The 20,787-nt window shown below is 27.5% G+C and carries 20 protein-coding genes and 1 pseudogene; 2 read left to right on the forward strand and 19 right to left on the reverse strand.

All coding sequences use genetic code 11. The features are described from left to right. The 6 genes and pseudogenes from GCL57_RS02720 to GCL57_RS02740 all read right to left on the reverse strand — a co-directional run. Positions 1–1,395 (reverse strand): ABC transporter substrate-binding protein (locus GCL57_RS02720; protein WP_152211902.1); only part of this gene is annotated, 1,395 nt, incomplete at its 3' end. A gap of 21 nt (positions 1,396–1,416) precedes the next feature. Then, positions 1,417–2,679 (reverse strand): annotated as a pseudogene (locus GCL57_RS02725) (ABC transporter substrate-binding protein); the annotation flags it as partial. A 21-nt stretch (positions 2,680–2,700) separates the two neighbouring features. After that, the gene (locus GCL57_RS14740) at positions 2,701–2,871 is read right to left on the reverse strand and encodes a hypothetical protein (RefSeq protein WP_161597565.1); all 171 of its coding nucleotides are present in this window, start codon (positions 2,869–2,871) and stop codon (positions 2,701–2,703) included. A 32-nt stretch (positions 2,872–2,903) separates the two neighbouring features. Then, positions 2,904–4,352: an ABC transporter substrate-binding protein gene (locus GCL57_RS02730; RefSeq protein WP_161597566.1), complete on the reverse strand. Its 1,449-nt coding sequence runs from the start codon at positions 4,350–4,352 to the stop codon at positions 2,904–2,906. Between the two features lie 118 nt (positions 4,353–4,470). Next, positions 4,471–4,671 carry a hypothetical protein gene (locus GCL57_RS02735; RefSeq protein ID WP_152211727.1) on the reverse strand — a complete coding sequence of 67 codons (201 nt, stop codon included), beginning with the start codon at positions 4,669–4,671 and terminating at the stop codon, positions 4,471–4,473. Further along, entirely contained in the window at positions 4,668–5,612 is a 945-nt protein-coding gene (locus tag GCL57_RS02740; RefSeq protein ID WP_152211728.1) for an HEXXH motif-containing putative peptide modification protein, read from the reverse strand. Before GCL57_RS02740 ends, GCL57_RS02735 begins: the two co-directional genes overlap by 4 nt. 524 nt (positions 5,613–6,136) lie before the next feature. On the opposite strand from GCL57_RS02740, the gene GCL57_RS02745 reads away from it, so the two are divergent. Both GCL57_RS02745 and GCL57_RS02750 read left to right on the forward strand, forming a co-directional pair. Further along, entirely contained in the window at positions 6,137–6,886 is a 750-nt protein-coding gene (locus tag GCL57_RS02745) for an IS5 family transposase (protein WP_152211729.1), read from the forward strand. Positions 6,887–7,209: 323 nt separating this feature from the next. Beyond that, positions 7,210–8,355, forward strand: a complete 1,146-nt coding sequence (locus GCL57_RS02750; RefSeq protein WP_152211730.1) for an aminotransferase class I/II-fold pyridoxal phosphate-dependent enzyme — start codon at positions 7,210–7,212, stop codon at positions 8,353–8,355. Between the two features lie 290 nt (positions 8,356–8,645). Here the strand turns inward: GCL57_RS02750 and GCL57_RS02755 are convergent, their stop codons facing one another. The 13 genes from GCL57_RS02755 to GCL57_RS02815 all read right to left on the reverse strand — a co-directional run. Next, positions 8,646–9,341, reverse strand: coding sequence for an IS5 family transposase (locus GCL57_RS02755; protein WP_152211731.1), 696 nt, complete (start codon positions 9,339–9,341; stop codon positions 8,646–8,648). A gap of 91 nt (positions 9,342–9,432) precedes the next feature. After that, entirely contained in the window at positions 9,433–9,711 is a 279-nt protein-coding gene (locus GCL57_RS02760) for a hypothetical protein (RefSeq protein WP_152211732.1), read from the reverse strand. Positions 9,712–9,932: 221 nt separating this feature from the next. Beyond that, on the reverse strand, positions 9,933–10,688 hold the full coding sequence (locus GCL57_RS02765) for a hypothetical protein (RefSeq protein ID WP_152211733.1): 756 nt from the start codon (positions 10,686–10,688) through the stop codon (positions 9,933–9,935). Between the two features lie 10 nt (positions 10,689–10,698). After that, positions 10,699–12,861, reverse strand: a complete 2,163-nt coding sequence (locus tag GCL57_RS02770) for a hypothetical protein (RefSeq protein ID WP_152211734.1) — start codon at positions 12,859–12,861, stop codon at positions 10,699–10,701. A gap of 17 nt (positions 12,862–12,878) precedes the next feature. Continuing rightward, entirely contained in the window at positions 12,879–13,763 is an 885-nt protein-coding gene (locus GCL57_RS02775) for a hypothetical protein (RefSeq protein WP_152211735.1), read from the reverse strand. Further along, a complete protein-coding gene (locus GCL57_RS02780) occupies positions 13,760–14,485 on the reverse strand; it encodes a hypothetical protein (protein ID WP_152211736.1) in 726 nt (241 codons plus the stop codon). The genes GCL57_RS02775 and GCL57_RS02780 overlap by 4 nt, the downstream gene beginning before the upstream one ends. 347 nt (positions 14,486–14,832) lie before the next feature. Further along, positions 14,833–16,464, reverse strand: coding sequence for an ANIS5 family metal-binding protein (locus GCL57_RS02785; protein ID WP_152211737.1), 1,632 nt, complete (start codon positions 16,462–16,464; stop codon positions 14,833–14,835). A 3-nt stretch (positions 16,465–16,467) separates the two neighbouring features. After that, positions 16,468–17,379, reverse strand: coding sequence for a hypothetical protein (locus GCL57_RS02790; protein WP_152211738.1), 912 nt, complete (start codon positions 17,377–17,379; stop codon positions 16,468–16,470). 21 nt (positions 17,380–17,400) lie between these two features. Then, a complete protein-coding gene (locus tag GCL57_RS02795; RefSeq protein WP_152211739.1) occupies positions 17,401–17,982 on the reverse strand; it encodes a hypothetical protein in 582 nt (193 codons plus the stop codon). Next, positions 17,975–18,436, reverse strand: a complete 462-nt coding sequence (locus GCL57_RS02800; RefSeq protein WP_152211740.1) for a hypothetical protein — start codon at positions 18,434–18,436, stop codon at positions 17,975–17,977. The genes GCL57_RS02795 and GCL57_RS02800 overlap by 8 nt, the downstream gene beginning before the upstream one ends. Further along, positions 18,433–19,047 carry a hypothetical protein gene (locus GCL57_RS02805; RefSeq protein WP_152211741.1) on the reverse strand — a complete coding sequence of 205 codons (615 nt, stop codon included), beginning with the start codon at positions 19,045–19,047 and terminating at the stop codon, positions 18,433–18,435. The genes GCL57_RS02800 and GCL57_RS02805 overlap by 4 nt, the downstream gene beginning before the upstream one ends. A 365-nt stretch (positions 19,048–19,412) precedes the next feature. After that, positions 19,413–19,919: a tetratricopeptide repeat protein gene (locus tag GCL57_RS02810; protein WP_152211742.1), complete on the reverse strand. Its 507-nt coding sequence runs from the start codon at positions 19,917–19,919 to the stop codon at positions 19,413–19,415. 79 nt (positions 19,920–19,998) lie between these two features. Beyond that, the coding region (locus GCL57_RS02815) for a Rossmann-fold NAD(P)-binding domain-containing protein (RefSeq protein ID WP_161597567.1) at positions 19,999–20,787 on the reverse strand (789 nt) is incomplete at its 5' end.

The raw sequence follows: 20,787 nt of genomic DNA on the forward strand, positions 1-20,787 counted from the left end.
CACTGATTCTATTTTTTTAGGGTCATAATAAGCAATTGCTGGGATTTCAAAAAGAGTAATTGCTGAATTATTTTCATAAAAAAATTGGGATATCTTTTCTATACTTTTTCCTAGTACATCTCTATTTGGTGATTCTTTTGCTTCTTCTATTAGTTTTTCTAGATTATCATCATTAGGGTACCCATTGATCAATGGACTGCCTCTTTTGAAAAAAGTAAAAGTTAATAATGGATCATAAAAATCAGCTCCTTTTCCCATTAAGCGAAATGGAGAGTCTAGAAAGTCACCTTGAAATGTATCCCAAAGGATATCAGATTTAATAAATTCAATTTTCAGCCCAGCCTCTTCTAATTGATTTGTAATTATATCTTTGTATTTACTCCCTAAATATTCTAAGTCAGGGGTATATGGTATTTTAAAAATTTTATTCTTTTGTTCTCCAAGCACTTTTTGAAATAATTTTTTAGATTCTATTCTATTATAGTCTTCTTCAATATTCAATCTTCCAATGGCTCCTTTTGTAACAATTTCATTTAAAGGATTAGTTGTTATTAATGTGGCTTTTGAAATATGTTTTCTCTGTAATGCAAGGTTTATGGCTTTTCTGAAATCTGGATTATTACCCAACTTTGAAGAATAATTAAATACAAAAATGCGAATATATATTGGTGATGTCAGTTCTTTGTGCAAAAAAGAAGAATCATTTACAATTAATGCATCTTTTAATGTGATATCTGGTTTTGAGTTTCTTTCTTGCGCAAAAATAATTTTTTGTGGTGCATCGGGATAATTCTGAGTATCTATAAGTTCTAATGAATACTGGTGTTTTAATTTATCTTCGTTTGTCATTTTATATGGACCGACACCAATAGGCCATTTTTTCCAATTAAGGAGATCCTTCTCAAATTCTTCAATAGGAACTAAAGAATAATTAGAACGTGCTAAGGTATACATAAAACTTGGATTGGGGGAACTCGGCGTGACCGCTAAAGAATGAGCATCAATTATTTTTACTCCTTCCACAATTCCACTTTTATAAACTTGCCCTGGTTTTATCTTTTCAGAGCCTTTTACGTTTACAAGCTGCATCGTACCTTCATTCCGTGTTGCAGCAAAAAATGGGCGCAGAATACTAAATTCTAAATCTTCTACAGTTACCTTTCGGCCAGTTGTAAAATAGATATCTTCCTTAAGGGTTAAAACATAATAATTATTCTTATAATCCCAATGAAATGATTTCAGAGTAATTGGTTTAATATTAAAGCTTGAATCCATATAAACAAGTAGACCTAAAACTGCGGTATTAAAAGTATATCTTGTATCTGCGGCAGCATTTTCTATCCAAGGATTTTCCGCTTTTGTTGGGCTATAAAAAACAATTTCATTTGTGTCCATGACTTCTCCTAAATTAAATAATTATTCTTTATTCATTATAATATTTGCTAAGTGAAAAGTTTGGCCTCCAAATTGCTCTCCAACTGATTTTATTTTATGAGGGTTATAATAAGCAATTGCTGGGATTTCAAAAAGAGTAATTACTGTATTATTATCTAAAAAATATTGTGATAATTTTTCGACATTTGAAGCAAGCACATCTCTATTTGGTGATTCTTTTGCTTCTTCCATAAGTTGTTCTAGTTGATCGTCATTAGGGTACCCATTAATCAATGGACTCCCCTTTTTAAACATTGTAAATGTCATGAGTGGATCATAAAAATCAGCCCCTTTACCATGCAAGCGAAAAGGTGAATTTATAAACTCACCTACAAAAGGATTCCAAAGATTAGTTGACAATACAAACTCAACTTTTAATCCTGCATCATTTAGTTGTTTTTTAATAATTTCTTTATATTTATTTCCAAGGTATTCATGATCCGGTGAGTAAGGTATTTTAAAAATAGAATCATTTTGCTTTTCAAGTACCTTCTTAAATAATTTTTGGGACTCTTCTAGATTATATTTTTCTAAAGAGTTAATTCTTCCAATACCTCCTTTGATAACCATTTCATTTAAGGGATAAGTCACGGAATAGGTTTCACGGACTATTTCATTTCTATGTAATGCGAGATTGACTGCTTTTCTAAAATCAGGATTATTACCTAATTTCGAAGAATAGTTAAAGGAAAATATTCTAACTCCTGTTGGAGCTGTTAATTTAGTTTTAATAAAGGACTGATCTTTAAAAGATATCAAATCCTTTAGCGTAATATCTGGCTTATATTTTCGCTCTTGTTCAAATATTATTTTTTTTGGAGCATTAGGGTAGTTTTTTATATCTATAAGTTCTAATGTATATGTTCTATTTATTTTATCTTCATCTATAATTTTGTATGGACCAACACCAATAGGCCATTTTTTCCAATTAAGGAGATCCTTCTCAAATTCTTCCAATGGAACCAAGGAATTATTAGACCGAGTTAAGGTATACATAAAACTTGGATTTGGCGCACTTGGAGTTACAGACAAGGAATTTCTACTTAAGATTTTTACCCCTTCTACTAAACCACTCTTATAAGTATCAGCAGGGTTTATTTTTTCGGATCCTTTAATATTAATAAGTTGCATTGATCCTTCATTCTTGGCGGCCGCAAAGAAAGGGCGAAGAATACTGAATTCTAAGTCTTCAATTGTTACTTTACGTCCATTTGTAAAATAAAGATTTTCCTTTAGTGTTAAGACGTAATATTTATTTTTGTAATCTCAACTAAATGATTGCAACGTTATTGGTTTAATATTAAAATCAGTATCCATATAAACAAGTAGACCTAAAACAGCGGTATTAAAAGTATATCTTGTGTCTGCAGCAGCATTTTCTACCCATGGATTTTCCGCTTTATTTGGACTGTAAAAAACAATTTCATTTGTGCTCATATAGTATCCTTTAAGTATATAAATATTTATTTTTACTTCATAGTAATATGTGCTAAATGAAAAGTTTGGCCGCCAACCTGCTCTCCCACTGACTTTATTTTCTGAGGATTGTAATGAACGATGGTGGGGACTGAAAATAAGTGAATAGCAATATCATTATCAGTGAAATACTTTGATAGTTTCTCAATACTTAACCCTAAGATATCTCTATTGGGAGATATCTTTGCTTCTTCCATTAAGGTATCTAAAGTATCATCATTTGGATAGGAGTTGATTAATGGGCTACCTTTTTTAAACATTGTAAATGTCATTAATGGGTCATAATAATCAGCACCTTTACCAAGCATTCGAAAGGGTGAATCTGAAAATTCATCTTGAAAAGTATTCCAGAGATTATTTGATTCTATAAATTCAATTTTAAGCCCAGCCATTTCTAATTGCTTTATTATAACAGTTTTATATGAATTTCCTAAAAAATCCGAATCTGGAGTATGAGGTATTTTAAATACTCTATCTATTTGATTACCTAATACCTTTTTAAAAAGTCTTTTAGCTTCTATTAAATCTTGATTTTCAACGATATTTAAACGGCCAATAGATCCTTTTGTTACTACTTCATTTAACGGAATTGAAGGAATCAATGTTTCTTTTGTAATTAAGTTTCTTTTTAAAGATAAATTAATTGCTTTTCTAAATTCTGCATTGTTTCCTAATTTTGAAGTGTAATTAAATGCAAATAGTCTAACTCCTAATGGCGCTGATAGTTCTATATGCTTGAAAGAACTATCATTTGAAGAAATAGGGTCTTTTAATGTAATATCTGGTTTAGAAATTCTTTCTAATTCAAAAATTATTTTTCTAGGGGCATCTTTTAGTAAATTATGATTAACTAGCTCTAGGGTATATTTTCTATTCTCTTTATCTTCATTTGTAATTTTATAGGGGCCTACTCCAATAGGCCACTTTTTCCAATTTAATAAATCTTTCTTAAATTCTTCTTTTGGCCTTAAAGAATAGTTCGATCTAGCTAAAGTATACATAAAACTTGGATTTGGAGAGCTTGGAATTACAGCTAATGAATTTGAACTCAGGATTTTAATACCTTCTACTAGTCCACTTTGATAAAGAGTTCCTAGTTTAATTTTTTCTATCCCTTTTACATTTATAAGTCGCATTGAGCCAACATTTTTTGCTGCAGCAAAAAATGGGCGAAGTAAGCTAAATTCTAAATCTTCAATTGTTACTTTACGGCCATTTGTAAAGTATAAATCCGGTTTTAAAGTTAAAACATAATACTTATTTTTATAATCCCAATGGAATGACTCTAATGTTATTGGTTTAATGTTAAAGTCTGTGTCCATATATACAAGTAAATTTAATATTGCAGTATGAAAAACATTTTTTAAGTCACCAGGCGCATTTTCTATCCAAGGATTTTCTGATTTTGCAGCGCTATAAAAAACAATTTCATCTTTTTTCATTTTTTCTCCATATAAACTTTTACATTGTATAAAAAAAATAAATAAAAATATTTTAAATAATTTTTTCATATGAAATATTTCCCAAAATTTTTTTGAAAATAAATTTAAAAATAGCTTATTACCATACTGATTTTAAATTTATAGGCATATCTGCCTCCCAAAGTTTATTTAAGCTGCTATTTTTTAAGTTTTTAATGTTTAAATTGTCTTTTGAATATAGTTCTTCAGTATTGAATTTACTATAATTTATTTCATAAGCATTTGCTCCGTGAAAAGTGATGATACCAATTGTTGTTATTAAAATGAACGTTTTTTTCATAAGGCATTCCTATATTGGAATGTTAAATTAGTATTATTATTTATCAATAAAAATATTTCAGACAAAATACTCCTTCCCTTTTGAGTTAAAGAACAGCATTCTAAAATACTGTCCAGGTTTTGTTTTAAGCTTGGGCTGAATTCTTCAATTTTATGAGCTACATATTTATTTTCAGTGGATAAAAAAATATTTGAATTTTGCATGGAGTGACAAAGTTTCAGCATGAAGTCTAATGCAACTGCTGAATGAAGAGAAGCAAGTGCTGGGCGGTATGTTTTTCTTACGCCAGAATATGCAGAAGTATTATGGGAATTTAAAATGAGAGGATCATAGGTCTGCCATATGTATAAAATCTGATGTCCAAGTTCATGAATTAAATGAATACCATAATCAATTTCTGGATATTGAGAAGAATATATATTAGGACTAATAAAAATGCTATCCATCATTCTATAAGTGCTAAAAGCTGTGAAAGAATTTTCACCACTAGTATGAAAAATGGGAAAAATATAACTGATCATTCGTGAATATAAACTGAATAATAGTGGATCAGATCTATTAATAATGTCAGAAGCGGACGAAATTAAATTTATGAATTCAGTTTCTTGAATTGAATTATTATTATTTGTAAAACAGATACTTGAATTTTCTTTGTCAACAATATAATCAAGAGGAGTAGTGCTATCATTTGAAGTGAGTATTTCTTCTAATTTGCTAAGCAATTTAGAATCAGTGATAAACTTAAAAAGTTTTTGAGAAGGAAGAATTTCAAATAAATTTTCCCTATGAAATTCATTCCACTTTCCAATGGAACACATTAGAGGGCTGTATGTGCTATATGAAGTTCCGAGTTCGAGGTTTAGATCTTTTAGTAAGCTAAACTCGCACTGTTTTTTAACTCTTAAAATATTATTGTGAGCGTTTTCAGAAAATAAATGCATTACTGAGATCCCAATGTTTCATTATTTAGGAAAATATTTAACTACCCAGTCAATCTTTATTTATTATTAACCATAAAAATTGTTTCATGTAAATAATTTTCTATTCATTTTTTGAAAATAAAATAAAATAATTTTCAAAAAATGAACAATTTAATATTTGTTATAATTATTCATATAATATGAATAATTATAACTGAATATATTGCTAGCATCACAGAGTGAGTATAAATACAAGAAATATTTTAGTAATAAATTTAAATTGAATCTTATTACATTCATATTAAATAAAGTTTATTTTGATATTTTTTTAATTATTAAAGAGTAATCTATATATTTATATTGAGTATAAATTAAAGCACACCAATTTAATAAAATGGTTTTAGCTCATCTCTTCAGCTAAAATTAATTCATATTTTTATTTTAAATAATGATATTAGGGTGTGTTCTCAAATATCGGAGAATACTTGATTTTTGGCATGTTTCCCGCAAAAGTTGGATTACCAAGTCTAACGAAAGAGGGAAACATGTTGAGGCTGATGATAACAGATCAAATGTGGTCGAAGCTAGCTCCATTACTTAAAGAATTTAAAATTCATTTTTCAAATAGAATTAGAATTTTTATGGATGCTGTTTTTTGGAAGTTACGAACAGGGGCTCCTTGGAGAGATCTTCCAACGGAGTTTGGTTCCTATTCAACGGTATTTAATAAATTTAATCGATGGTCAAAATTAGGGATTTGGCAAAAATTATTTTTAAAAATTCGTGGAGAATTAGATAATGAACGGAACTTTATTGATTCGACAATAGTTAAAGCGCATCAACATTCGGTAAATTCAAAATGTAAAAAGAAGGAATGTATTGGTCGAGCAGTTTGCGGTAATTCAAGTAAAATACATATGATCGCAGATTCTCATGGGAATCCTATAGATTTTATTTTAAGTGAGGGACAAGTTCACGATAGTAAAATAGGAAATCAACTCATCGAAGCTAGCAATGCTGAAAATTTAATTGCAGATCGTGCATACAGTAATAAAAGAATAAGAGAGAAATTAACAGATAAAAATATTCAAGGCATTATTCCTAAAAAGAAAAATTCTATTGATAAAACAAATGATGGGTTTGATATACATTTATATAAAATTCGTCATTTAGTAGAAAATTTATTTGCTAGATTAAAACAGTTCAGAAGCATTGCCACCCGTTACGATAAAAGTAAAAATAATTTCGCTTCATTGATTTACATGGCGTGTTCTATCATTTGGGAGAAAATTTGAGAACACACCCTAAAGTATTTAAGCGAAATTTATTTGAATTAAAAATAATTTTTAAGTTGAATGCAAAAATATGTTTCAGGGTATTTAGCATATTTGTTTAAAATATAGGCAAAATAAGACCTCAAAACTAAAGTCCTATAGCCTCGATGATAAAAGTTAAAATTCCTATTGATAAAATATTAAAAAAATAATGAGTTCATTTTTTGAAAAAATAATAAAAATATGTTTGAATTTTAAAACTAAATTTAAATCATTTTATTAGTAAATATTTATCGTGTGTTTAGAAGTGGAAAGAAAAAATATTAAAAGAAAGATTATGCTAAATGAAAAAAATAACTATTCATGACACAATATTAAGAGATGGCGAACAAGCACCAGGAAATTCCATGACTTCATCTCATAAGCTAATACTAGATTTAATGCTAAAGAATGCTGGTGTTGATTGCATTGAGGTTGGATTTCCAACGCCTTCATCCATTGATTTTGAGGCAACAAAATTAATTTCTAAAAAACTGACAATATCCAGTTTTGCTACATTTTGTCGTGCAACAGTTAATGATATTAAAATTGCTATTGAAGCTGGTGGAGTAAGTTCAAAACACGTAATTCAGATTTTAGTAACTGGTAGCGATCTTCATTTAAAAAGCAAGCGTCAGATTACAAGAGAACAAGGTATCATTGAAATCGTTGAGTCTGTTAATTATGCAATTCATTGTGGAATTCAAAATGTTACTGTAGGCATAGAAGATGCGAGTCGTGCAGTTGAAAGCTATAAAGTTGGAGATGCAATTCTTTTACAAGCATGTTGTCATAATCCTACTGGTTTTGATTTCACAAAAGAAGAGTGGGAACAATTAGCTATTTTTTGTAAGGAAAAAAAATTATTTCCAATATTTGATGCAGCTTATTTAGGTCTTTCAGAAGGTATCGATAAAGATAGGATTGGTATCACAATTTTTATAGAAAATTTTCATGAAGTCTTAATTGCAAATTCTTTTTCAAAAAATCTTAGCCTTTATGATGAAAGAGTTGGTGCTTTAACCATTATATCCAAGTCTCAATCTGATTTAGATAATTTGATGAGTCAAGTTCGTAAAATAATAAGATCTATGTATTCTATTCCTCCATTACATGGAGCTCTGATTGTTAGTGAGATCCTAAATAATTCAGATCTTGATTTTGAATGGAAACATGAATTATCTCAAATGAGAGATCATCTTAATGAAGTGAAAATGGCTTTCAAAGCCGAAATGGAAAAGTATGGAATTGCAAATAAATTTTACCTTGACTTTAATACTCAAGGAATGTTTATTTATTCAGATTTAAATCTAATTCAAATAGAAATCTTAAAAGAAGAATTTGGTATTTATATCCTAAAATCAGGTCGAATTAGTTTGGCAGGAATTTCTCTTTCGAAGTTAGATTTTTTATGTAGAAGTTTATACAAAGTGGTAAAATCTGAAAATTAATAAATTTTTAAATTACATATTATCATTGCTAGAAATACATCAAATGGTCTAAAATTTGGAAATTTATTTATTTCTTTTAAAAAATTTCTTTGGCATTTTCATACAATCCTAATGCGTGGTAGGTGGAGCTAAGTGCTTATTAGGATTGTTGTCAACAGTCTTCATTTATGTTTATTTGAATTTATCCTAGAAGCTGTCCAACATGATTAAGCCACCAAGTAATCATTATGAATATTGAATTTTTTAATAAATATTAAGCAATGCGCCATCCATATAAAATTCTCAATTAGTTAAGGGTCTCGCTCAAAACGAACATTAACCTTTCGATAGTTTTTTAAATGTGCATTTGTTCTTTCAGCAGTGTAGCGCTTTTTATGCCTTCGCGCCTCCCGTCCATCTTGGGTAAGGTTTTTACAATTTTGTTTATGATATGCAACAAGACTTATTCTTAACTTTTTGCACTCAAGATCTAGTTTATCAGAATCGTATGCTCTATCTCCAAGTATATATCTAAGTTTGGTAAGCGATATAGAATTTTTTATAGTTTTCATCAGTAAGCGTGACTCATGAGGATTAGCAGAAACAACATGCAGAGAAACTAAGAGCCCCTCCTTATCTACCATTTGCATGACTTTTGTTCCTTTTCCGATCTTAGTTTTCCCGATCATTGCTCCGCTCTTAACAGCTTTTACAAAAGTTCCATCTACTGAAACTGTGTTTAAATTTGCACTAAAATATTTTTTATAGCTTGCAAAAAACTGCGTGTAGGTTTCTTTCCATGCATTCAACTTTGAGAGCTTTTTAAACCAGTAGTAGCAAGTACTTTTCGGCGGATATTCCCTGCTTAAATTCCTCCATTGAATGCCAGTAATTAATACATAAAATATTCCAGAAAGGATTTCTGCTGGATCATGTTTCCTTGATCTAATCTCTGGTAAAAATTGAATCATGACTTGCGAAGCACTTAAAATTTCTTTATATTCCATGATGGTACCTTTTTTGGTTTTTTTAGTCGAAAACTAAGGTACCATCCTCTTAAAAATAATCAATATCCTTTAAAAATCATGTTGGACAGCTTCAAAATATATTGCTAAAAATATCTGTTTCAATTTTTTCATCGCAATTGTCTTTCAAAAATTTAATTTCATTATTGTAAATTTCAAGTTCAAGAAAAAATTTTTCATTTTTTTTATAGCCTAGTTGTATACAACATAAACTCGCAGGGCATCCCACCACAGTAAATCGTGCGCTGAGTATTCTGTCTAATTCATGAACATAAACGCATGGAAATGCTTCGTATTCATTTGGAGATGCATATTTTAAAATATCCGTTGTTACTATATCTATAAAAGACATTTTAATTCCTTTTAATATAATTTATCCCATTTTTTCTTTTCAATTTGTTTTATTAGTTAAAGTAACTTCGGTGTAAAAAACCAACTTCTCTTTTGTTAAGAAGTTTAATTGCGTTAAGCCACGATCAAAATACCTATCAGACCAAACCCGACTGTCATTACCAGCCAATTTATCTGCATGAAGAATAAAATCTATTGCTTGATTGAGAGAAAATTTTCAAATTATTCCTTTATTTTTTTAGCAAATTTCATAATACTTTTTACATCATTCTCTTCTAATAAATTATGTTCAGCATAACTACGATGTTCTTTTTTTAATTTATAATGTGGTTCATTCTCTCTACCCAGTAATCTCCTAACTTTCTCGGGATCAGCTTTGATCATTTCTTCTAAGGGATTATTTTCGTCCTTCGGATTAAAACTTGTCCCTACCCAAAATCTAGGGTCTGAAGGCCAACCATCGGATTCTTCATAAGTTGGATTCAGTTCTTTATACATTTTACTTACTATATCCACTCTTTCTTCTGTAAAAGATATATTGACCATATACTGTAAATATAATTTATTTCCTTTTGTATACACTTCATTTTGATAGTCATCTACATATTTCAAGAAGAAAAAATCATTTGCTTTTATTTTTGCATAACGGGTGTTATTTTCTTCATCAAGGCAAAAGCCTAAAAAAGTGCCGATTACGTGCATACGATTGGAATATGAACTCGTGATAATTTTTTCAGATACATTGTCTTGCAGCCATATTGTTTTTGAATGCGGAAAAGTTTCAAATTCAAGAAAGATCTCTTCATTTTTTTTATAACCAAGATTTATGCAAAATAGATTAGAAGGGGGCTCAGAACACAAGAAAAAAGCTGGAATTATTCTTTTAAAATCATGAATATAAAGAGTTACAAAACCCTGCCCAAGGTCAGGCTCATCATATTGTAAAAAATCCGCTTTAACTATTTCACAAAAGCTCATTCTTTTCTCCTTAATTGTCAATTTTATGCCAATCTTTTATCGAATTCATTCTAAATAATGTTGAATATTTGTCTTTGTATTCGACGAGTTTGTAGTACCTTAATTTACCATCACTAGTATCTGGTGCCTGAATTAAAGAAAATTTTGTGTTAGGATCTTTGGGGCTTATTTTTTGTTCAATAGTGAACGCTTTAACGTCTGCCATAAATTTATCAAAGTTCTGTAAAGATTGTTTGAATAAAGCGGGATCATCCAGTTTATAAATATTTGATAAATGATTATTTAGAAGATGGAAGTGTCTTTCAATATTATTTAATCTTTTATCTGTACCTTCATAATATTTCTTATTAAACACATGAGCTAACAACTGATTGGCTCCCCCCGCTTTGTCAAAACTTCCATTGTTCCACTTATCTAGGATGGGCAATATATCTGGATTCTCTCGGACAAGTCCAAATACTTTTTGATAATTCTCATGCCCCCAGTTTTTTGTCACTACAGCTGGGTTATTACCTAGATAATATTCCGTTTGTTTCAGCGTTTGAGGGGTTATAGGAATTTTATCGAGCTTCATCCGTCTTGCCATGGCTTCATATTCTGTCGCTAAAGCCAGGCGAGTGGCTGCTGATACCTCTTCTGCTAACAGTCCTCCTGCTTTCGGCGCTTTTGAGAGAGGGACGAGCATACCTCCTACCTCAAAAGCCATTGAGCCTATGAGTTTTCCTTTCTCTTCAGGGGTCATATTTGGATATTGATTTATCGTCTCTATTATTTTTGCGTATACATAATTCGAAACTTTATCAATATTCATAGCGGCATCATAAACACCTATGATAGTGTCTGCAGGATATAACAACATATTTGCTGTGCCATAAAGAAAGTTTTTAGAGCTATCGACAATCCCTGCCGCTGTTCCATTTAAAAAATCACAAAATGCCCATGCCTTATCAATTGCGAGTTCAAACGAAAATCTATTCATGTTATTTGCATTTACAAGGGCTGCGTTAAGAATGAGATCAGCATAGATATGATTCTGTTGACTGTAATTTTTTTCAAGATTTGAAGAAATATCGTTGGCAGCCTCAATGATATTAAAATTTTCATAACTATCTGAGGTTAGATTTAAATTGAATAATGATTTTGTTTTATTTGTTAAAGTAACATCTGTGTAAAAGACTAATTTCTCTTTTGTTAAGAAATTTAATTGCGTTAATCCGCGATCAAAATATCGATCAGACCAAACACGATTTCCCTTACTAGATAATTCATCTGCATGAATAGCAAAATCTAAGACTTTATTTGCAATATCGATTGAGCTTGGGGAGTATGAAAACTGGGTAATATGGAGAGCCTTATTAATCGCTCTTCTCATTTCAATTGCCATAAAAAGTTTTCTTGATGAATCAATTTTAGTATTAAATTTATAGTCCTGTAAGCGTGGATTATCTTTTATGTACTCTTTAACCAGCCCCTCTTTATTTAAAACTGTATCTAATACATCTTTTACTTGTGCTACAAAATTTGGCCTCTTTAAAGCATCTTTTGATTGATTTAATTTTAACCTCAACATTGCTTCATTTATTTTATTTGTTGCAATGTCATAGTCAGGAGATAAAAGGTCTTTTTGAAAGTTTAGTTTAATTTTTTTTCTTGTTTCTTCTGATCCAAAATTATCCCGAGATCGAGAAAGCACAATTTCTTCCGATGCTTTCTTAATTTTTTCTTCCAAAGCTTTTATCTGGGGAGTAAGCTGATCATTAAAGAGTGATTCTCTCCTTAATTTATCAAATGACTCTTGAAATATAATTTGATTCTCAAGTGATTTTGCAAGATTCATCAAAGTGTTGTGCATATCAATTGATTTTTTTTTAGCTTCCTCGATCAATTTTAAAGTATCAATAGATCCTTCCAATGCCTTTTGGGTCTGCAAATTAAGAGTAGTCTGAAATTCATTCTGATAATCATTTAAAAAGCGAATGACTTTTTCAGAGACAATATCTTTATCTGGAGGAGGTTTTCCTATTTGTCCTCCTGGATTTACTGGTCCTATGATTGGAGGGGGATTAGGGAAGCTATGGCATGAACCATATATACATATATAATAATTTTGTGCATTTACATTATAACAAAGAAAAATATTTAGTAAAAAAAATAACGCTAATTTTAGCTGCACTAGATAAACCCCTTAAATCAAATTATTTTTAATATTTTATTATATATTTCAAGTAAATCTTTATCAAAATTTGGAATACTCTCAGCTTCATAAAGAATTTCAGAAATTTTATATTTTACATTTTCTAAGTCTTTTTTTACATTAATAATATCTGTTATTAACAATAACTCATTTATATTTTTTAAGATATTATTTTTAGCTTCTGCAAATTTATTTTTATCCACTATTGGATTTGAAATTTTTAACATTTCAATTTCTTGTTCAATTGATACCAAAATTAGGAATGAAATAGAACTTTTTTCAGTAATATTTCTAATTTTTACGATTTCATTTTCTATGTTTTTAATATAATTAAAATATCCTAGAGTATACATATCAAGATTATTTATCAAATTATACAAATAAGAAAAATCTCTATGCATTTCTTTGAATGTATCTAAAGTTTTTTTTAACTCTTTCGCAAAATTAATTTTCCTGTCAATAATTCGTTTGGTTGAATTAGAAAATGAAGTCCTAATTTCATTTATAAAAAATGAACATGATTTATCATAATTATTTGTATATGTATCCCATTCATAAATATCTCGACTGCGCAAATAAAATCCATTAAAATCAATTTTTTTCTCACCTAAGTTTATTTTATAATAGTCTATATATGAAAATAATTGAATATTTAAAAAATCAAATTTACAATTTTTATACTTATATGAAACATTAAAGTGCATTTCATTTTTTAACTCATTTGAATATGGAGTTAAATCAATATTTCTAAAGTCACATTTTAAGTAATAATTATCATTTACTAAGCAATATTTTTTAAATAAATCCTGCTTAATATCATTTGCAAAAACATTAGCATGAACAGTCAAAAAAAAGGAAGAAAAAATAATTATTTTTATCATAATTTTACATCTTTCATTTCTATGGTATAAACATTTTTCAAAACCGTCTTATCCTCTTCACTTAAATCAAAAAAGAATGATTCAAATAAGTTATAGTTATTAGAGGATTTATTTTTAAATAATTCTATTTTTTTTAGACAATCATAGATAATTATATCATTAATAATTTGTTCTGAAGAAAATAATAATTTATCAGTATCATTAAATTCCACTAATAATTCTGGATTAAAATATGAAATTAAAAATAAATAATACATGTTTCTAAAAAACTTATTTTTATCTAAATTCAAAGAATTATTATATAATTTTTTGATTATTTTTTTATATATTTCTTTTTCAAATTCTTTGTATGAAATTTTTTCGTTTATTTTTATTAATGGATAATTTTCAATTTTTATTAATCCATTTTTAAAATATTTAATACCTATTTCAGCAAAAATATCTCTATATTTTTGCTGCTTTTTAAACTCAGGAAAAAGCATAAGTTTATTTATCTTATCATATGTTTCTAAAAATTTATTAATTTCTCTCCTTTTATAATATTCATCTAGTTTAGCCAAGTAATTATTAAAGTAATATATCTTATTTTCTTCATCCACATTATCTTGAATATTGTTATTTTCTAATTTTTCAAAATGTAGATCACTTACTTTTGTATCCTCACTATTTATAGTTTTAATATTTTTTAAATGTCTAAGCTGATCAATAGAAATTTCATTCAATTCTTCAAAGTATCCGTTCATTAGTTTTTCGAAATCAATTATTTTTACAAAGGTCTTACTTTTATTTAATTTCCCATAAGTGCCGCGAAGAAAAATTCTATATTCAATTTGGCTTAAATGTCTTGCATTAATAACATTATTTGAAAATGTATAATTTGTAGTAGGAGTATTATATTCATAAGAAATACTTGTAATTTGGTCTATATATTTAAAATTATCAGAACTTTCTCTTAAGTTTATTAAATCCAATAAATTTTTATTAAGCGCAACCATTTCTGTATTTTCGACATTTTTCTTAGAGCATGAGTAAGATAAAAATATAAAAAAAAGAATTAAAAATTTATATTTCATATTACGCCACCGCATATTGCATTAACTCTTACATCATTAATTCTATGTATATTTTTTATGTATTCATGAATTTCTTTTTTAAAAAATACCCCATCTTTATTAAATTCATCCATATAGTTAATAATTAACTGATCTTTTGTTTTGTCAATATCTTCGAGTATATAGTTACTAAACATTTTAAATTTTCTGCAATTATTTATATTTTCTAAAAATATAGAGTATAAATTTTTTGATAATTCATTTCCAACAGACTGGTAAAGAGCCTCAATTGCTTTAACAGTTTTATTATTAGATTGTATTTTATTTGAAATAATACTTATCTCATTTTTAGATAATATGGAAGAAATTCTATCTATAATTCTAGATTTATTCTTCTCTATTTTAGATATTTCATTAATTAAGCCAAAATAATTTTTTGAAACTGTATCATTGAATTGAGTAAATTCTTTATTTGAAAAAACGCTTGAATTTCTATTATCAAATAAATTAATTAATTTTTTAAGATCATCTAAAGAATATTCTACTCCATTGTTTCGCTTTCTAATATATGTAATTCCATTATCTATTAATAGTTTAATATTATTACGAGCGCTTGGTATGTCTACTCTACATTTAAAATGAGTGTCATTTAAGCTTTCACAATCTAAATTTTCATTGTTTTGAATTTCATGTTTCATCATGATAAATTCATATGTATCTTTATCACATAAATCATATGTAAAATCTTGAAGATTTTCTAATTTATTAAAGACTGTATTTTGCTTATACCAATCATTTGCTTCATTAAATTCTTTTTCCATTCGTCTCTTCATTGCTTCCATTCGTTCTTTTTCTTTTTTTTCTTTGTGCCTATTTTCAAAAATCGAGAAAATACTAAAAACAATCAACGTAGCTAACGCTGCTCCTAATACTATTAAAATTCCTGGGCCCGTTACCGAGCCTTGAATTATGAGAACACCTGTTCCTGCCACAATATCTACTGAACCAATAGCAATTGCTGTTACTGTTGCGCCTGCCATGCTAACCATAGTTGCATGGCCAATAAAAGATTGGCTATATTCGGTATCATGAGCCATCTTTTCAAAAAAATCCCTTTTTTCATAATTTAAATTAGATAGATCTGGATGTTCAAATATTGTTGGCTCTAAAGTCATACTTTTTGCTGATATTAGTTTGGAAGTATTTAGGCAATAATTATTCATAATATTTTTTGATTCTAAAAAATTATTTTCTGCGTTTCTATATGTATAAATATTATTTTTAATATTATCTTTCAAATTAAGAAGTTTGTCATAACTTTTTAAATATTCGCTAAACGATTCTTTGTCAGCAATTGAAATTTCATTTAAGCGATATAAAGTTTCTTTGATTTCTTTGAAATCATTTTCTAAGTTAGTGCTAGATAATTCTAATTTTCTTAAATTATTTTCTAAAAAAAACTTTTTATTTAAAAGATCTTGTGTATATAAATTTGTTAAAAAGCTTGGAAGTGATTTTGTCAATTCATCATTAAAAACTCTTTTTGCGTTATCCATAAATTTAAATTCGTATTTTTTTTCATCACCATATGCAAGTGAATCAAAATTTAATTTTAAAAATATTAGGCATAGTGATATTTTTTTTCTCAATTTTTATCCCTCTAACATATCTATGATTTCTTTAAGAGAATCTCTTTTAAAATTATTATCATCTTTTACTTCATTTATAATATTATGAATTTCAATATCCATTTTATAAAATTCTATTTGATTATTTTCTTTATAATAATCATCAAATAATACCTTTATTTTTTCAATAATATTTAATATTTTCTTGCTATAATTATTAAATAAGTCAATTTTTATTGATACATTTAAACTTTTGAAATTATTTATAAAATATGCTAATAGAACTTTATCTGATGGTGGTATATCTATGTCAGATATTAAATATAGACTATTAATAAATGATTCTAAATTTTCTCCGAAATTGTTTATGTTTAATTCTGCAAATGAAAGATTTAATTCATCTATAATAACTTCGATATTATTTCTAAAGTTAATATATTTTTTTGCTAAATTCCTTTCTGAAATTAACTCTTTTAGATAAATTTTTGCATTTGATGAGAAATCAAATTGAAGTTTATTCATAACCAGATGACAAGGTTGATAGTATCTTGTTGTTGATGTTTCCCAGGGTTTTAGATCAACTAATTTTAAAAATTTTCCGGAAGAAATAAATTTATTTTTTCCATACTCAAAATTTTTATACTCATGACCAGTAAATATTTGAAGATTAATTTCTCCAGGATTAGAACACATATTATTATTTTTTAAAGTACAACATTTTCCGCGTGAGTAATTAATTAAAAAATCCATTGGTAAAGTGTACGTGTTTTTTTCAACTAATTTTTTTTCATACAAATTTTTAAAATTACAATTTTCAATAAAGCCGTAGTCGGAAATGCAGTTATTTTTTATTATATCATCTTTAAAAACGTTTGCATTTGCACAGAACGATATAAAAATTAATGACACTATTGCATATTTTTTTTCTCTTATCATTGTGACCTTCTTTTAGACAATTTAATTCTTATATTTTATCACTTTATAATTAACTGACTTTATATAAAAATATTTTTCAAAAATATGATTCATATTAATTGTTGGCATCATAGCATATGCTTCAAACTGATTGCTAATTTTAAAGCTTATTTTTTCAAATCTTTCAGGATATCCTTGTTCATTTACATACCCAATTTCTTTTAATGAGATTGGTTTTGAAAAAATAACGTTTCCAAAATTTAAAATTTCAAAATTAAAATAAGGCTTTTCTTGGGCATGAAAAAATTTTGCGGCTAATTCATATTCAACTTCTAGTGAAAATGGATGTGCTTTTACTTCAGATGTTCCTAAATTAAAAATTGGTATACCTTTTTGTACTGGTCCAGATTTAAAAAGTACTTGCCAATATCCATAATTGATAGTGCCTACATTAAATCCAGTATATAAAGATATTTTTTGAGCATCCATTGATATTTTTTCAATTCTATATACATTGTTTCTTTCATCTTTTTCTAGACCATCTTCAGAAAATATTTCGTATGTAAATGCTGTTTTTACAATTGATAATGATAAAATAATTCCTAAAATATAAAATTTATTCATTCGCTTTTCCTTCTATTCTTTTGATTGGAGTGACATATAGCCCACAAAAGCAGGTAGCTGAACTTATTTTATCTTCTAAAGCATCTAAATTTAGATTTCTTGTAAACGGAGCTAAACTAGATTCTGGATTAAAATAATTTTGTTCTTCTCCAATATAGTCTTTAAATTGCCAAACACTCAAAGTGCATTCTGGATCTATTGAAATCGACGATGCTTGCTTATCAAATGAGATATCTCTACCTCTCCAACCAAATAAATGACCATGCCAAGATCTTCTTTGAATAAAATAATTATCAAAATTATTAAGAGATGCAAAATTATTCATAATAACTGCATGACCTTTTTGATCTGCATGTTCATAGATTTTACATGATTTAGAATCATTAGCATAAGAACTATTTATAAGTTGAGCAGATATACATATTAATATTATTTTAATTGAGATTGATTTCATATTTTTGCTTCCTCGATTAGTTTACTAAATGTTTCTAATAAATTTTTAGAGTGTGCAGGGCACTCTTCATTTTCAACCTGATGTTTGAGATGTGTATAAAATTCTGAAGGAATAATTATTTTATTCCTTCTAAAAATTTCATCGTATTCTAACTTAATTGAAGTATATATTTTATCATTACAGTTCCCAGATGTTACATTATCAATCTTCCAATAATTTTCATTCCTTGAAAATTTAATTTCAAAATCTGGTCCATTTTCAATTTTATTTTGGATTGACTTTATTAATGGATATGATCTATTAATTGAATATGCTACATAGTTATTGGACAGTTGTTTGCAATTCTTAAGTATATAATTATCATTATTAATGTCATAATAATAGTCAATATAATAAGAAATAATTCTACTAAAATCTGCATTTATTAAACTTGTATATTTGAAAATAATATTATTCGTAATAATTCTATTTTCATAATTTTTTGATAATAAATCTCCAAGAACAGAACAAAAATTATTGTTTGCATCTGAACTATCCAGTTGAGTTACCTCAAATCCTGAGACATTCTGACTCATCAAAATGAATAAGAGACATAAATGTTTCTTTTTCACATATTCTCCTTGTGCTTTTGATTTCCCATAAAAAACTTTGAGTAGATAAAATCATTTATAGTGTAAAATTAAAAATGTCAATAATAATTATCAATTTTTTATTTTATATTATTATTATACTGATCTTTAATTCATATTATCCAAATTTATAAAATGGTAATCTATAAAACATGAATTAAATTTCGTAGCATTTCAATACTTTGAGTTATTAATTATTATATATAAATTTTTTCGAATTTTTCAGTTACTTTAAACTAATTTAATCATTTTGGAAGTCTAATTCAAGTAATAAATTTATTAAATTGCATATAATAAATAGTAAGAACTTTGACAAATGGCTGTCTGCTTTAAAAATAATGTTTTGATTATTCAAAAATATCATTTAACCTTGGAATATAAAACCGTATAGCTCTTTCATATTCCAAAATATCTTTATTATTTGTTGTTTCAATGAGTTGAGTAAGAAGTAATTCTACTGCTTTATTTGAATTTTTTAAATTATATTCTGTCATTGCTAGAAATACGTGATATGGTCTAAAATTTGGAAATTCATTTATCCCTTTTAAAAAAATTTCTTTTGCATTTTCATACAATCCTAATGAGCGGTAGGTAGAGCCAAGTGCTAAATATAAATTGCATAAATCTTCGTCAGACAAACCCAATTGAATTGATTTTAAATAATACTCTACGGCTTCTTTTTCTGTTCTGCCTGTATCACATATCCATGCTGCGTGATAATAAAGAACAGCGTCATCGGGATATTTTTGAATTAGAGAATTGATTTTAGTAAAAGCATTTTCATATTCTTTACTTTTTCGCAGTTCAATGATTTCTAAAATTTCATTTTCATATAAATGGTTATATTTTTTCATAAGTTTTTAAACTCCAAATTTAAATAAATATATTCATTTAAGGTATTTAAGCAATAATTTTCTAGCAGAAAATTATTGCTTATAAGATATTATCATAAATAGTTTTTATAACATATTTTGAAATAGCAATATCTTGCGCAGCAAGTCCTGTTAAAAAAGAAATTGTTATATCATTTTGATCTCTTTTGAATAAATTTGAATTAGAAATTAAATTTCCTAATTCATTGATATTATTCTCATACAAACCTTCATCTTTTAAAGCATGAAAACACACAGCAAATTTGTTGCATTGTTCAATAGAGTCAACAAATATATGATTTGCTTTTTTGAATACAGAAATATCTAACTCTTGCTTATGAGAGTCATCTGCTCCGATAGCCGTTATATGTGTCCCCGCTTTAATCCACTTTCCATATAAATATGGAATTTTTGAGGGAGTCGTTGTCACTAATAATTTGCAGTTATTTGCAACATGTTCGACATGATCAGACAAATAGACAGTATAGCCTAACTCTTGATATTTATCTTTTAATTTTTCCATTTTATCTTTGCTTCGGCCATATAAAAACAGATTTTTTAAATTTGGGAACTGAATTTTTAAGAATTTTGCCTGCAAATAGGACTGAATTCCATATCCAAAAATTCCAACTTCACTTATACAATCAGGAGCTAAATATTTTGCGCTCATTACACCAGCAAAAGCAGTTCTGATATCTGTCAAATATCCCTGATCATCAAGAATGATCTCAGGTCTACCTGTTTTTGCATTAATAACAACAATAACTCCTTGGCTATTTGAAATAGAGTTTTTCCAATTATCATAAAACCCTGAAGAAATTTTAACAAAAAAATATTTATCTTCTTTAAG

The sequence above is a fragment of the Fluviispira multicolorata genome, from assembly GCF_009208585.1.
Lineage (GTDB): Bacteria > Bdellovibrionota_B > Oligoflexia > Silvanigrellales > Silvanigrellaceae > Silvanigrella > Silvanigrella multicolorata.

Excerpts from the sequence above, each read along its gene's own strand:
- GCL57_RS14740 (WP_161597565.1), bottom strand. The coding sequence starts at position 2,871 with ATGAGCACAAATGAAATTGTTTTTTACAGTCCAAATAAAGCGGAAAAT.
- GCL57_RS02730 (WP_161597566.1), bottom strand. The coding sequence starts at position 4,352 with ATGAAAAAAGATGAAATTGTTTTTTATAGCGCTGCAAAATCAGAAAAT.
- GCL57_RS02735 (WP_152211727.1), bottom strand. The coding sequence starts at position 4,671 with ATGAAAAAAACGTTCATTTTAATAACAACAATTGGTATCATCACTTTT.
- GCL57_RS02740 (WP_152211728.1), bottom strand. The coding sequence starts at position 5,612 with ATGCATTTATTTTCTGAAAACGCTCACAATAATATTTTAAGAGTTAAA.
- GCL57_RS02745 (WP_152211729.1), top strand. The coding sequence starts at position 6,137 with ATGTTGAGGCTGATGATAACAGATCAAATGTGGTCGAAGCTAGCTCCA.
- GCL57_RS02750 (WP_152211730.1), top strand. The coding sequence starts at position 7,210 with ATGAAAAAAATAACTATTCATGACACAATATTAAGAGATGGCGAACAA.
- GCL57_RS02755 (WP_152211731.1), bottom strand. The coding sequence starts at position 9,341 with ATGGAATATAAAGAAATTTTAAGTGCTTCGCAAGTCATGATTCAATTT.
- GCL57_RS02760 (WP_152211732.1), bottom strand. The coding sequence starts at position 9,711 with ATGTCTTTTATAGATATAGTAACAACGGATATTTTAAAATATGCATCT.
- GCL57_RS02765 (WP_152211733.1), bottom strand. The coding sequence starts at position 10,688 with ATGAGCTTTTGTGAAATAGTTAAAGCGGATTTTTTACAATATGATGAG.
- GCL57_RS02775 (WP_152211735.1), bottom strand. The coding sequence starts at position 13,763 with ATGATAAAAATAATTATTTTTTCTTCCTTTTTTTTGACTGTTCATGCT.
- GCL57_RS02790 (WP_152211738.1), bottom strand. The coding sequence starts at position 17,379 with ATGATAAGAGAAAAAAAATATGCAATAGTGTCATTAATTTTTATATCG.
- GCL57_RS02795 (WP_152211739.1), bottom strand. The coding sequence starts at position 17,982 with ATGAATAAATTTTATATTTTAGGAATTATTTTATCATTATCAATTGTA.
- GCL57_RS02800 (WP_152211740.1), bottom strand. The coding sequence starts at position 18,436 with ATGAAATCAATCTCAATTAAAATAATATTAATATGTATATCTGCTCAA.
- GCL57_RS02810 (WP_152211742.1), bottom strand. The coding sequence starts at position 19,919 with ATGAAAAAATATAACCATTTATATGAAAATGAAATTTTAGAAATCATT.